Source organism: Bradyrhizobium sp. WSM2793, from assembly GCF_000379585.1.
Taxonomy (GTDB): domain Bacteria; phylum Pseudomonadota; class Alphaproteobacteria; order Rhizobiales; family Xanthobacteraceae; genus Bradyrhizobium.
This window is the reverse complement of sequence record NZ_KB902768.1, coordinates 295,731-308,999: the sequence shown is the minus strand read 5'-3', so window position 1 is coordinate 308,999 and position 13,269 is coordinate 295,731. Positions and strand designations below refer to the sequence as shown.

At 61.8% G+C, this 13,269-nt stretch carries 11 protein-coding genes; 3 read left to right on the top strand and 8 right to left on the bottom strand.

Going from position 1 to position 13,269, the window contains the following annotated elements; translation table 11 throughout:
* The first annotated feature begins 280 nt into the window (after positions 1-280).
* Genes A3AS_RS0101370 through A3AS_RS0101360 form a run of 3 tightly spaced genes read left to right on the top strand, consistent with a single transcriptional unit; the run spans position 281 to position 3,738 of the window.
* Complete coding sequence (locus A3AS_RS0101370) at positions 281-2,569, top strand: transglycosylase domain-containing protein (RefSeq protein WP_018315809.1); 2,289 nt, start codon at positions 281-283, stop codon at positions 2,567-2,569.
* Positions 2,570-2,578: 9 nt separating this feature from the next.
* On the top strand, positions 2,579-3,157 hold the full coding sequence (locus A3AS_RS0101365; protein ID WP_018315808.1) for a DUF1214 domain-containing protein: 579 nt from the start codon (positions 2,579-2,581) through the stop codon (positions 3,155-3,157).
* Positions 3,154-3,738, top strand: a complete 585-nt coding sequence (locus A3AS_RS0101360; RefSeq protein WP_018315807.1) for a DUF1254 domain-containing protein — start codon at positions 3,154-3,156, stop codon at positions 3,736-3,738. Before A3AS_RS0101365 ends, A3AS_RS0101360 begins: the two co-directional genes overlap by 4 nt.
* Before the next feature lie 213 nt (positions 3,739-3,951).
* Here A3AS_RS0101360 and A3AS_RS0101355 read toward each other — a convergent pair whose 3' ends face one another.
* The 8 genes from A3AS_RS0101355 to A3AS_RS0101320 all read right to left on the bottom strand — a co-directional run bounded on the left by A3AS_RS0101355 (position 3,952) and on the right by A3AS_RS0101320 (position 13,262).
* Complete coding sequence (locus A3AS_RS0101355; protein ID WP_018315806.1) at positions 3,952-4,620, bottom strand: CPBP family intramembrane glutamic endopeptidase; 669 nt, start codon at positions 4,618-4,620, stop codon at positions 3,952-3,954.
* Positions 4,621-4,772: 152 nt separating this feature from the next.
* Entirely contained in the window at positions 4,773-5,159 is a 387-nt protein-coding gene (locus A3AS_RS0101350; RefSeq protein ID WP_018315805.1) for a hypothetical protein, read from the bottom strand.
* Between the two features lie 275 nt (positions 5,160-5,434).
* Positions 5,435-6,391 (bottom strand): ABC transporter substrate-binding protein, encoded by a 957-nt coding sequence (locus tag A3AS_RS0101345; protein WP_018315804.1) that lies wholly within the window; start codon positions 6,389-6,391, stop codon positions 5,435-5,437.
* A gap of 251 nt (positions 6,392-6,642) precedes the next feature.
* Positions 6,643-7,602, bottom strand: coding sequence for an alpha/beta fold hydrolase (locus A3AS_RS0101340; protein WP_049814766.1), 960 nt, complete (start codon positions 7,600-7,602; stop codon positions 6,643-6,645).
* Between the two features lie 159 nt (positions 7,603-7,761).
* Positions 7,762-8,274 carry a phasin family protein gene (locus A3AS_RS0101335; protein WP_018315802.1) on the bottom strand — a complete coding sequence of 171 codons (513 nt, stop codon included), beginning with the start codon at positions 8,272-8,274 and terminating at the stop codon, positions 7,762-7,764.
* Between the two features lie 616 nt (positions 8,275-8,890).
* A complete protein-coding gene (locus A3AS_RS0101330) occupies positions 8,891-10,396 on the bottom strand; it encodes a CHASE3 domain-containing protein (protein ID WP_198293672.1) in 1,506 nt (501 codons plus the stop codon).
* 485 nt (positions 10,397-10,881) lie between these two features.
* Positions 10,882-12,252: an MFS transporter gene (locus A3AS_RS0101325; RefSeq protein WP_018315800.1), complete on the bottom strand. Its 1,371-nt coding sequence runs from the start codon at positions 12,250-12,252 to the stop codon at positions 10,882-10,884.
* 101 nt (positions 12,253-12,353) lie between these two features.
* Positions 12,354-13,262, bottom strand: coding sequence for a bifunctional 5,10-methylenetetrahydrofolate dehydrogenase/5,10-methenyltetrahydrofolate cyclohydrolase (locus A3AS_RS0101320; protein WP_018315799.1), 909 nt, complete (start codon positions 13,260-13,262; stop codon positions 12,354-12,356).
* Positions 13,263-13,269 lie beyond the last annotated feature (7 nt).

Below are 13,269 nucleotides of genomic sequence, written 5' to 3'. Positions count from 1 at the left end.
GTTCGAAAGAGCTACGGCTCAAGCCATCTAGGGCGTGCGGCCGGGGTGGTGCAAGCAAGGCGCCTTTGAGGCCCGTAATGACCCGGGGTCAATTAGGCCTGTTGTTCAAAATCGCGAGCCTGACCATTGGTTTATGGGCCCCGCTCGGCTAGAAGGAACAGCAAGTCCCTCGGATGCTGGCCGGGCGCCTTGGGTTTGCCGCAACATTCCCTCAAGACGTCTCGATGCCGCCCCCGGCCGGGTGCTTGAACGCTTTCGAACCAAGCCTCAAGGGTTCTAGGTGCGCCAGATCATACCACCGCATTGGAAGCAGAAGGTCCGGAATTTCTTCCTGGACCTTGATGCGCGCATCGACTCCTCGCTGTTCTCCTCGGCCAAGGGCATCCGCGAGCTCTACGAGCGCTACTCGACCTTCATGGACCGCTTCTATGTCGGACGCTGGAAGCGCTGGGTGTTCATCGAGCCGCTGTCGGAGGCCGCCACCCTCGGCCTCGGCGGCCTGGTCGTGATGCTCACCCTCGCCATCCCCGCCTTCCGCGAGACCGCGGACGAGGACTGGCTGAAGAAATCCGATCTCGCCGTGAGCTTCCTCGACCGCTACGGCAACCCGATCGGCAGCCGCGGCATCAAGCACAACGACTCGATCCCGCTGGAAGACTTTCCGGACGTGCTGATCAAAGCGACGCTGGCGACCGAGGACCGCCGCTTCTACGAGCATTTCGGCATCGATATCGCCGGCACCGCGCGCGCGCTCGTCACCAACGCGCAAGCCGGCGGCGTCCGCCAGGGCGGCTCGTCGATCACCCAGCAGCTCGCCAAGAACCTGTTCCTCAGCAACGAGCGCACCATCGAGCGCAAGGTCAACGAGGCCTTCCTCGCGGTCTGGCTGGAATGGCGCCTGACCAAAAACGAGATCCTCAAGCTCTATCTCGATCGCGCCTATATGGGTGGCGGCACCTTCGGCGTCGACGGCGCGGCGCATTTCTACTTCAACAAATCCGCGCGCGACGTGACCTTGGCGGAAGCCGCAATGCTCGCCGGCCTGTTCAAGGCCCCGACGAAATACGCACCGCACATCAACCTGCCCGCCGCCCGCGCCCGCGCCAACGTCGTGCTCGACAACCTCGTCGATGCCGGCTTCATGACCGAGGGCCAGGTGTTCGGCGCCCGCCGCAACCCGGCCTTCGCGGTCGACCGCCGCGACGAGGCTTCGCCGAACTACTATCTCGACTACGCCTTCGACGAGATGCGCAAGCTGGTCGACACTTTCCCGAAGTCCTACACCGAGCGCGTCTTCGTGGTGCGCCTCGCCATCGACACCAACGTGCAGAAGGCCGCGGAAGACGCGGTCGAGAACCAGCTGCGCCAGTTCGGCCGCGATTATCACGCGACGCAGGCCGCGACCGTGGTCTCCGACCTCGACGGCGGCATCCGCGCCATGGTCGGCGGCCGCGACTACGGCGCCAGCCAGTTCAACCGCGCCACCGACGCCTACCGCCAGCCGGGCTCGTCGTTCAAGCCTTACGTCTACACTACCGCGCTGCTGAACGGTTTTACGCCGAACTCGATCGTGGTCGACGGCCCGGTCTGCATCGGCAATTGGTGCCCGCAGAACTATGGCCATTCCTATTCCGGCTCGGTGACCCTGACGCAGGCGATCACGCGCTCGATCAACGTGGTGCCGGTGAAGCTGTCGATCGCGATCGGCCAGAAGGAGCAGCCGAAGGCACCCAACCCGGCCAAGATCGGCCGCGCCAAGATCGTCGAAGTCGCGCGCCGCTTCGGCCTCAAGGCGCCGCTGCCCGACACGCCGTCGCTGCCGATCGGCTCGGACGAAGTCACCGTGCTCGAGCACGCCGTCGCCTACGCGACCTTCCCCAACCGTGGCAAGGCGGTGACGCCGCATTCGGTGCTCGAAGTGCGCACCGGTGCCGGCGACCTCGTCTGGCGCTGGGACCGCGACGGCCCGAAGCCGCGGCAGGCGATCCCCGCCTCCGTCGCCGCCGACATGGCGGGCATGATGAGCCACGTCGTCAGCGAAGGCACCGCGCGCCGCGCCGCGCTCGACGGCATTCCGACGGCGGGCAAGACCGGCACGACCAATGCGTATCGCGACGCCTGGTTCGTCGGCTACACCGGCAATTTCACCTGCGCGGTCTGGTACGGCAACGACGACTACTCGCCGACCAACCGCATGACCGGCGGCTCGCTGCCGGCGCAGACCTGGCACGACATCATGCTCGCGGCGCATCAGGGCGTCGAGGTCCGGGAGATCCCCGGCATCGGCATGGGCCAGAAGCTGCCGCCGCAGCATGTGAGCAACGCGCAGGCCAACGCGGCGCCGAAGGTGCTGGAGACCAAGCCGGGTCCGCCGCCGGTGCTGACCAAGCGCGGCGCCGACATTTTGGTGCGCGTCGAGAAGCTGCTGGATGACGCCGCCAAGACGGCAAAGAAATCGGCGGATGCCGACACCAAGGCGGCCAGGCCGCCCTCGGCGACGAGCGCGCTCGCCTTCCCGCAGAACTATGCGGAAGAGAATGCCAACGCCTCCGCCCCGCGCAAGAACTGATCGAAACAAGTGCGGCTGATCCTGATCACATTGACGGCCCTTCTGCTCGCGACGGTGGTGGGCCTCGGCGCAACCTGGATGACGACGACGCGCGGCACCGAGATCGGCGCGCTGACCATCGGCGCCTGGACCGCGCGGCCGCGCACCGGCACCGCCGACGTCGATCCCTATTCGCGCGCCACCATCGTGCGCAACGGCGAGCTGCCGATCGGCACCGGCGACGGCGTCGCCTTCACCGCGACCACCGACGACAAGAAAAAGGCGCTCGACGGCCGCTGCGACGTGATCGTCTCCGGCGTGACGCCGCCGGCGCGGTTCTGGACGCTGACGCTGTACGACCGCAAAGGCCACCTCGTCGCCAACTCGCTGGCCCGCTACGGCTTCACCAGCCAGGAGATCGTGCGCCAGTCCGACGGCTCGTTCGAGATCCGCATCGCCTCGCGCTCGCGCGCCGGCAACTGGCTGCCGACCGGCGGCATCGAACGCTACGCGCTGATGCTGCGCCTCTACGACACCCCGGTCGGCGTTGCGACGCGCACCCAGCGCGATGCGCCGATGCCGACGATTTCGACGGTGGGCTGCTCATGATCCGCCTCTTGTTCACCGTCGTTGCCGGCGTGGTGCTGGGCCTCGTGGTCCACCTCGTCAGCGTGCTGGCGCTGCCGCGGATCGCGACGCAGGATGCCTATTCGCGACTAACGCCGATGACCAAGCTCAACGGCGTCAGCCAGCTTCCCCTCGCCGATCCCAACACTTCACCGATGCCGTTCATGGACCCGGCCTTTGCGCTGGCGATCTGCCGCTACGATCTCACAAGCGGACCGATCAAGCTGACGGTGCCGGTGAGCCAGGCCTACACCTCGGTGTCGTTCTACACCCGCAACGAGATCGCCTATTACGCCATCAACGACCGCTCGGCGGGCCGCAAGGTGATCGAGCTCGATTTGATGACGGAAGCGCAGCACAACGAGCTGCCCGAGGACGAAGAGGTCACTGCGGCCGACCGCCTGATCATCGACTCCCCCAGCACCACCGGCCTGATCGTGATGAAAGCGCTCGCCCCCGAGCCCGGCCTGATGCAGCAGGCGCAGGCAACTCTTGCAGCCGCGAGTTGCGGCCCGCAGACCGAACAGCCCGCCAAGGCCGAGGCCCCCCGCGGCCGGCGCTGAGCGCGGCTGGTTCGGCGGCCCTCAAAACAAAAATCTGAAAAACAACCCCATGCACAGTAGGGACGTTGAGATCATCGGGCTTGTGCGTGAACTCCTACGCACGCCCGGCGCCCCAATATCGGCTCAGTGTCCAACAGCGCCGCGAAAGTGGCCGCCACTGAACTTCGCTTTTGGGCCATTAGCGGTCATAAGACTTTCCGCCCCCCGCATGGATCACTGCGCGAAAACGATCAAATCTACCAAGTAATGCGCGAATGCCACCGGCCATAGCGCACCCGACCGCCGCAGCATTAGCATGAGGAAAACGCCTATTACCGTGGCGAGAAGAACATTGCCGAGCCCGGCCCACCAATGATAGGCGCCGAATAGAATTGACGTGGTCAGGACGGCGAACATGCCGTTACCGACAAACGGCTGGAATGCTTGCCGGATGTATTGGCGGAATATGATCTCTTCGCTGCCAGCGACCAGCGCTAGGCCAAAAACAAGATCGAGTGCGTTTAGCCATCCAGTCGGCTGCGGATATGCACCGAGCACAGTTGCGGGGAATGCTGCATTGAGGAGCTGTCGCGGCCACTGGCCAAAACGGGCTAACAAGCAAATTCCGACAATCCAGGCGATGATCTCAAAAAGGGAAATTTGACGTTTATCTGATCGGAAGGCTGCGACACGCGCAGAAGGGACCGTCGCCAAAACGGTGAGTGCAATGATCCGACCCGCATAGTCCCAGAGAAGCCAACTTGCCGCTTGATGTTGATGCAGTCGCATAACTTGCGACGCAACTAGCGCTATAAGGGCCAGGACGAACCACCAAATCAACGGGCGCGTATCGGAGCGATTGTTCCCACGCTCTTTAGACACGACGAAGGAGTGTTCTTCCATGCTCGCCTGTAGATTGCCTTAGACTTGAACCTAGGACAGTTGGAACGAAGCGTCCATGTTCCCTGATGACCGCTTAGGGTCAAAAGCGGCCCTCCGGCGGCGTCACCGTGAACGTCCGCTAGGCGACATCGAAGGCCCTTCGCCGTCTCGGACTAAGTTGGCGTGTCGTTAAATGGGAACGCTGCCACCTGAAACTCATCCTCGTACAGAATGTACCCTAATCGCTTAGCTTTAATCATCTCGACTGGCACGCCGTAGCGCACAAGCACTTTCGCTAATTGTCGCATTTTTGCGATGTGATCGGTGGCGGTGTCTTTGAACCAACTTAGTGCTTGTGCTCTTCCATGATGGCGAGAAGAAATTGCCAAACGCTCTGGCTCGCGCAGATGCTCGTCAAACCAGCCGAAGATCGCATTGAGGTGTTCCGCATCCTCAGCGTTCAGCGCGCCCGATTCCTCAAGAGTTTGTACGGCCCGAAATAGACCTTGCCGCTGCTGCGAATTGCTGTCGATTTCGATTACAACAAATCTTATGAACATCGAGAACCCTGAAGATGGTATACTCAACGTCTATGCGAAAATCAGCTTCGGCGGATTTAAAGATCTCGTTCGAAGTGTATCGATCGCTTGGGTGTACCAGTGCGCCGAGCCGACGCAGATTTGCCTCCGATGTCACGTCTCCTCTGGGTCAAAGGCTGCCTTCGGCAGCCAGAAGACCTTGGTCGGGTCACCTCTATGAAGCGGACATCGACGCAGCTCTGGGCTGAGATCAGCAACGGCCACAAGCTGACTCGTGCACCGCAGCAACAACTCCCCTAATCGATCACCTCGTCGGCGCGGGCGAGCAGCATCGGCGGGACAGTGATGCCCAGCGCCTTCGCGGCCTTGAGATTGATGACCAATTCGAATTTGGTCGGCTGCATAACCGGCAAGTCAGCGGCCTTGGCGCCCTGAAGAATTTTGCCGGTATAAAGTCCAATCTGCCGGTACGCGTCGGCCAGGCTGATCCCGTAGCTCATCAGGCCGCCGGCCACCACAAACTCCCGGAACTCGTAAATTGCGGGAACGGCGTAGCGTGCTGCCATTGTGACGATCTGCTGGCGGTGAGCGTTGAAGAACGGATCGGCCGCGACGAGGAGAGCGTCGGTATGGTGCTCGGCCAGGATCGCGAAGGCCCTGTCGAGCTCCGGCTCGTTGTGTGCCCTTAGAACGTGAATCTCCCGCGCGAGGGTTTGCGCAGCCGTCTTTGCTTCCGTCAACTGGCTGTCGGCGCCGGGAGTGCCCGGATTGACCAGCATGGCGATGGTCGCGGCGTTTGGCACCAGTTCGTGCAGCAGGCCCAGCCGCTTGGCTTCCAAAGAGTTGGTCATCACATAAACGCCGGTGGCGTTTCCGCCGGGTCGGTTTAGGCTGACAACGAGGCCCAGCTCGACAGGATCAGTGGCTGAGGAAAACACGGTCGGAATTGTGGTGGTCGCAGCCTTCGCGGCTAGCGCCGAGGCGCCACCGCCGGTCGCAACAACCACCGCAACCTGGCGCCGGACCAGATCGGCAGCCAGCGCGGGCAAACGATCATTGTGATTCTCGGCCCACCGATATTCGATCACGAGGTTGTGGCCTTCGATAAAGCCGGCTTCCTTCAGGCCCTCGCGGAACGCGGCTACGGGGCGGGCGATCGCACCAGGCGACAAGTTGTTGAGGAATCCAATGACCGGTGTGGCCGGCTGTTGCGCGCGTGTCGAGAGCGGCGCGACGACGATGGCCGCTCCCATTAAAGCTATAAAACACCGGCGCCCACTCATGATCGCTCTGATGGTGCATTTCCAATTTCGGCAGCGCGCGCGCTTGCCATCATAGCCGTTGAAATGGTGGATTGAAACGTTGGTGATGTCTGGTGTGGGTCACCAGTTCGAAGTGGGCATGGCCCCGCGTCCGGTCTGCCGCGGATAGCCGACACCACAATGGCCTCAGCCTTGTGCGGTTGAGGGCCACTTCCGGGACGCCCGCATTGCAACAGGATACGCTATGCGGTCCTCAGCGGCGCGGTGAGCGCCAGCGTCGCCACGGCATCCGCTATTCCCGGCGAATCTGCATAGGTAACCATGTGACCGGCATCCTCCACCAAGTGTAGCACTGAGCGGGGCAACGCCTCGTGCAGGCGGCGCGACTGGTCGGCCTCGATGAGCCGGTCACTCTTCCCATGCACGATCCTGACGGGACACCGGATACCCTGATACTGAAGCTGCAATTGCGCAGCAGCGGGAATAAGGAACGCGCTCTCCTCGGCTGCCGCCCTCAACTGCTTGGGCCGGAGAGCCAACGAGATCGGAAATTCATTCTTGAATTCCGGCGGAATGGCACGCGGCGCGAACAGCGTGCGCATCAGCTTCGGCGCGATAGCCCACGATATGATCGGCGAGATCGTGTAGCGCATAAGATCGCCCAGCAGCGGCAGTGCCGGACCTGACATGAGCCAAAAGTCCATCCGAGAGGTTGGAAAATAGTAGCCGGACACAAGCACCAGCCCGCTCACGGCATAACCGCTTCTCAGCGCCAGCGCGATTGCCACCAGCGTTCCCCAGGAGTGGCCGAGCACCACGGGATTGCGCACTCCGAGCTGATCAAGGGCCTTCGCGAACAAGGAAGCTTGCGTTGTGGGCGTCCAGATGCGCGTGCGCGGACGGTCGCTGTAGCCAAACCCTGGCCGGTCGAAGCAAACAACGCGATAGTTGCGGGCCAGGCGGTCGACCAACCCGCTGAGGACGAGATCCTGAACCATGGTGCCATTTCCGTGGAGCAGGACCACGCAAGGCGCTGCGGCATCGCCCCGTTCGATATAGTGAATGCGCACTCCGTCGCACACGGTGAAGACGCCGATAGGCGGATTCCTTCGCTCCGCTGTCACCTGAAACGTGATGTTGCAGAGGATCAGAACGACAAGTCCTGCCAAAACGATCAGCAGAACGGCTTCAGTTGTCGACATGGTGTCAACCTCCATTCCCGATCGCGGGTCCCTCGGATTGGCGGCATCGCGCCCTCTAAGGGCTGCTGATTCCGCTCCCTTCTAGCCAAAAGAACCGTGATCGCCCCGTGCGTGATCCGCGTTGCGTCCATCCTTTGCCGCAGCGGGCACGGCTTGCAGTTATCGTCCCGGCAGAGCCGTGAGCTCTCGGAGCGGCTCGATGCGCCAGAACGGATATGCCGCCAATTCTTTCGAATGCTGCCCGAACATATCGACCCGTCTGGTTGTAAACTCCATAATGACGGGGAAAAATTCAGCTGGTGACCTGATCGTCGCAAGTCTCAGGCCGAAATCGAAAGCAAATTGCACGTTGGCCTGAGCTATCTCAAGAAGCTTTGCTTGGTACGCCTGCATGTTTGCCGTGGCTAAGGCAAAGCCTTTCATTGGATCGCTATTAATCATTCTCCGACTGAGGTCATTTGGCAGGGCATCCACCCGAGACTCAATGACAGGAACCTCGGGTCTAGGATCGTTATGAAGCTTAAGAGGTGGTTCAATCGAGGTTGCCGCAACAGAGCGAGGTCCGTTCTCTTTCGAGCTTTTAACAATGGCCTGCTTGTTCCGTTGGGCCCGCGCGGCCGTTTTCGGATTGGGGGCGCGCTTTGACGCTGGTGGCGGTTTGCGTTTGCTCATCTGACGCTCCAAAGAATATGGGGGGCGACCACACAGTCATTTCTGAACGGACAACAGGCTTTGTGATGTGGCGTTCCAAACCCGCGAATTGTTGGAGTTCCGCATGAACTGAGACACGCAGGTTCTGCGACGTGGGCGTTGATTTCAGGTAGCAACTCCAACCAACAAACGTCTAGCTGGCGATCTTCCAGACTATGCTCAATGGGCCTCGGCCTGAGAACAATCAGCTTTCCGACCGTTGTGCTTTGCGGCGACTACGCAAACATTCATGCCTTGATCGCGAGGCCTCCTCGTATCGAACCTTCGGAGAGCAGCATCGATTGCGGCCATTGATGGGCCGCATCGCTGGCTTTGCGAGATCGTCCGGAGGACATTGTTGGTTCCGGTAGCTTCAGATCGGGCGGAGGCGTCGCCTTGACCAATCGAGCATGGGCGCTCAAAGGTTCTCGATCTCTCGAAAAATCTGCGGCCCCTTTCGAGTTGAAGGCCTGAAAGGTGACTTCATCCCGCAGGCACATGGCGCGCCGCGCTGGCGGATAGAGGCGGCAAGCTGATCCGGAAGCTCGGCGACGTGCTCGAGGACAACCTGAGCGCCCTTGCAATAAGGCCAAGTGGCCTAGTCATGAAGGGGAGCGAGGGTAAACTGGAAGACGGCGCCCCGCGGTGTATTCAGGGTGACCCACAATCGTCCGCCATGAGCCGCAATGATCGACCGACAGATGGCAAGCCCCATGCCTAGGCCGTTGGACTTGGTCGTGTAAAACGCGTCGAAAACACGTTCCGCATTCGTCGGCTCGAGCCCCGGGCCTGAATCCCGTACAGCGACGAGCACGCCGCCTGCAACATCCCTTTCGGTACTGATCTGCAACTCCCGCTTGCCATCCTCAAGGCTGTTCATGGCTTCCACGGCGTTGAGGATCAGATTAAGGAGCACCTGCTGCAGCTGAATGCGCTCACCTTCGATTTGCGGCAGGTCCTCAGCGAGTTGTATCTGTACCGAGATTCCATGCCTCACCGCCTCGCTCCGGACCATGGCGATGACGTCCAGAACGGCTGCGTTGACGTCGAGCCGACTTTTGGGCAACGGCGCTTTCCTGACCATAGCACGGATCCGGTGGACGATGTCGCCGGCTCGTTGGCAATCTGTGACAATGTGGTGGAGGGACTCGCGGCCCTTGTCCAGGTTTGGTGGGTTCGCGGCGAGCCAGTTCAAGGCGGCGTCGGCGTTAGTAAGCGCAGCCGAGATCGGCTGATTGATCTCATGGGCAATCGAGGCCGTCAGCTGCCCCATTGTGGCTACGCGACTGACATGAGCGAGCTCGACCTGTGTCTTCTGGCGTTCGATAATGCCTTTCTTGAAAACATTTACCGCGGCCGCCATTGCGCCGATTTCGTCACGCCGATCAATTCCAGGCACGTCGATGCTCGTGTCTCCCTTGGCAAGCGCCGCCATAGCCCCGGTCATGCCTGTGATCGGCCGCGCGATCGCGCGTGTGAGTAGTATGCCCATCAACACTGCGATCATGAGCGAGGCTGCGGCGCCCATCACGGTTGCCGTATATGCAGTAGCGTATGCCAACTTCTGGACGGCGTCACGCCTTGCCAACAGATCGCGCTCAACCTGCTCGATTTCGCTCGCCTTGGCGCGGATTGCGTCCATGGCAGCTTTGCCGGTCGCCCCCTCCAACGTGCGCGCCTGCTCCCGAGTCGTGGGATGCGCCATCAGCGCGATCTCCCGCTCAGCGGTCTCGACGCGCCAAGTCATCGCCAGCTTGTTCAATTCATCTAGACGACCTTGCTGGTCTGGGTTATCCGAAGTCTGTTCTTTTAATTTTCGGATTGCCGCGCTGAAGTCGGCGCCGCCTCTGCGGTACGGGTCCAAGAACTTCTCGTCGCCGCTGATCAAATAGCCGCGTAAACTAGTTTGTTGATCCAGCGCTGCGGCTACTGCCGCCTCTAACGTGTCCAACACGTCAGTGGTATGGACCCGCCGGTTTTTGGCCTCTTCGATCAGGCTAAGTCTGTCGTAGACTATTGCGCCGCTCACGAATATGACCGCTACCACGGCGGCAAATGCCGCCATCAATTTGTGCAAAATCAGTAAACTCGAAAACTGGGGCACTTGACCCTCAAGGCCGAAGTCCGCGACCGACCAGACAGCTAGCTCAAGCTTGCTCCCAAGCGATGGCATTCGCAAGAATTGGTATGGGACCGGGACGGGGCAAAGCGGCGCAGCCTCCGGAGTGGAGCGCAGTCAGTGTGTCTCGTCGGGCGTCGCCCAGGCGCCGAAGAAAGCCGTCGCTTCTCCTGCCTTGCAGAAGGAATTCGACGGCTTCATCGAGAAGTTTCGTGCGGCGCTGCCTAGCCGGCCAGCATGAGCTTGGTCGGGTCACCTGTCGGAAGCAGGCGTTCGTTGCTCTGGGGGGTAACGGCAGCCACGGGCCAATTCCGAGCTCGGCATCGCGGCAAATCCTCTTCTATTCGATTACTTCGTCAACGCGGGTCAAGGCCGAGGCCCCGCACGGCCGGCGCTGAGCGGGGCTGTTTAGGCGTTCGCAAAACAAAAGCGAGAAAACAACCCCATGCACAGTAGCAGGGGCATCTCCCTCAGATGCCGGAACTCGCCGTTTCGGCTCTCATCGCCGCCTGATGCATATCGATGACCGCCACCGCGATGAACGTAATCGCGACGCAGAAAGCGATGACGGCGAAGAACACGGTCGCACCATAGTTCAGTGCGAATGTGCCGACATACGCGCTGACAATGGCCCCCGCCCGGCCGAAGCCGGCTGCCGCACCGACACCGGTCGACCGGACGTTGGTCGGATAGATGTGGGCCGCCAGCGCATAGAGAGAGCCCTGCGCGCCGAGCAGACAGAAGCCTTCGATGCACAAGAGAGCCATGAGCAACGGCTGGGTTTCGGTCGATAGCGGTATCGATGCCAGGATCATCGCGCCGATGATCGCTGCGCCGGCAACAGTCAGGATCGCAACGCGCGTCCCATACCTGCCGATCGCCCAACCGGTGACGATGCAGCCACCGACGCCCCCGAAGTTGAACAGTGCCAGACCGAAGCTCGCCGTCTGCACGTCAAAACCCTTGCCGGTCAAGAGAGTGGGAGCCCACGCGTAGAGGACGTAGACCGGCAACAAACAGAAGAAGAACGCGATCCAGAGCGCCGTCGTCGTACGACGAAATCCGGCGGTGAATAATGCGGTGAGCGAAGCACGTTCGACACCGACGTCGCGCCGGTCGATGAAGGCTTTGGAAGCGGCAGCGGCCTCGTCCAGGATCCGAACGGATTTCGCCACCCTTTCCATGTCGGCGCCACGCGCCAACAGATATTGCGGCGATTCCGGCAGTGCAAACATCAGGATCGCGGCGACGATCACCGGCAACACGCCGCTGACCACGAAGAGCATGCGCCAACCATATTCGGGCTGCAGCTGAGCGGCGATCAGGCCACCAATCATGCCTCCGATGGGGATGCAGACAATGCCCAGCATCACGGAAAGACTGCGATTTCGCCTAGGCGTGAATTCCGCGATCAACGCGGTCGCCGCCGGAAGGGCACCGCCAAGCCCAAGGCCCGCCAGGAAACGATACAGGCCGACCTCGCCGACGCCATGAGCGACCGCAATCGCGAAGGTCGCCGCACCAAACAGGAAGACGGATGCGATGAGGGCAACCTTGCGTCCGAGCCAGTCGCCGACGACGCCCCCGATCGGCGTGCCGATCGTCATGCCCACGAAGCCCAACGCGAGGGCCGGAGCGAAATCGCTGCGCGTGACGCTCCACTCCTTGATCATCGATGGTATGGCGAAGCCGAGAATTTGATTGTCCAGACCATCGAGGACGATGGCGAGAGCGCAGAGGAGCAGCACCTGCTTTCGCGAGGCGTTCCACGTCCCCTCCTCTGCGAGCGAACCGATGTCGATAACCCGCTGCTGCGGTGTGTCCAGGACCTGTGTCGTCATGTTCGTTCTCCCCCTTTTGTAAACGCTTTCGAATATCTGTGCTCGGGCGGCCGCAACTCGGCCGCCCGATTCTCGCCAGGCACGTTCGTCCGCGGTTGCAGTCAGGCAGCCGTCGTCACGTCCGCCTCATTCGCCTTCGACCGGGCGGCTTCCATTCGGGCCGCGGCCAACGTGTTGGCGAGCAGACACGCGATGGTCATCGGCCCGACGCCACCCGGGACGGGCGTGATCGCGCCGGCGACCTCAATTGCCTCGTCGAAAGCGACATCGCCGACAAGCTTCTCGGCTCCTGAACCGGACTTGATGCGAGTGATGCCGACGTCGATGACCGTTGCGCCCGGCTTGATGAAATGACCGCGGATCAGGCCCGGAACGCCGGTTGCGACAACGAGGATGTCGGCTTCCCTGCAGCGCCGTTCCAGATCGGTGGTCCGAACGTGCGCGATGGAGACCGTGCACATCTCTTGCAACAGCAACCGCGCCATCGGCCGGCCCACGACGTTCGATGCTCCGACGACCAGTGCTCCGAAGCCGGTGATGTCGTCGTGCACCGATTTGATCAAACGCAGGATGCCTAGAGGCGTGCACGGAACCAGGGCACCTTCCATTCCGGCGGCCGTCCGCCCCACGTTCAACGGGTTGAATCCATCGACATCCTTGTCGGGCCGGATAGCCGTCACGACGCGTGCGGCATCGATCTGCGAGGGCAACGGAAACTGAACCAATATCCCGCTCACCGCGGGATCGCGGTTCAACTGCTCGATCAGGTCGAGCAACAGTCGCTCCGGCGTGTCCGCAGCGAGCACGAACCGGCGTGATCGCATGCCAACAGCTTCGGTCTGCCGCACCTTGTTCGAGACATAGACGTGGCTGGCGGGGTCGTCGCCGATCAGCACGACGGCCAACTCCGGGACCGCCGCGCCGCCGGCAACCAGGGCGGCGACGCCTTTGGCCACTTCATTCCGAACCTCGGCAGCGAGCGCCCTTCCATCGATGATGCGCGCGGACATGGGCGGG

Bases quoted from the DNA above. Each gene is read 5' to 3' on its own strand.
- A3AS_RS0101360 (WP_018315807.1), top strand. From the start codon at position 3,154: ATGATCCGCCTCTTGTTCACCGTCGTTGCCGGCGTGGTGCTGGGCCTC.
- A3AS_RS0101355 (WP_018315806.1), bottom strand. From the start codon at position 4,620: ATGGAAGAACACTCCTTCGTCGTGTCTAAAGAGCGTGGGAACAATCGC.
- A3AS_RS0101350 (WP_018315805.1), bottom strand. From the start codon at position 5,159: ATGTTCATAAGATTTGTTGTAATCGAAATCGACAGCAATTCGCAGCAG.
- A3AS_RS0101345 (WP_018315804.1), bottom strand. From the start codon at position 6,391: ATGGGAGCGGCCATCGTCGTCGCGCCGCTCTCGACACGCGCGCAACAG.
- A3AS_RS0101340 (WP_049814766.1), bottom strand. From the start codon at position 7,602: ATGTCGACAACTGAAGCCGTTCTGCTGATCGTTTTGGCAGGACTTGTC.
- A3AS_RS0101335 (WP_018315802.1), bottom strand. From the start codon at position 8,274: ATGAGCAAACGCAAACCGCCACCAGCGTCAAAGCGCGCCCCCAATCCG.
- A3AS_RS0101325 (WP_018315800.1), bottom strand. From the start codon at position 12,252: ATGACGACACAGGTCCTGGACACACCGCAGCAGCGGGTTATCGACATC.
- A3AS_RS0101320 (WP_018315799.1), bottom strand. From the start codon at position 13,262: ATGTCCGCGCGCATCATCGATGGAAGGGCGCTCGCTGCCGAGGTTCGG.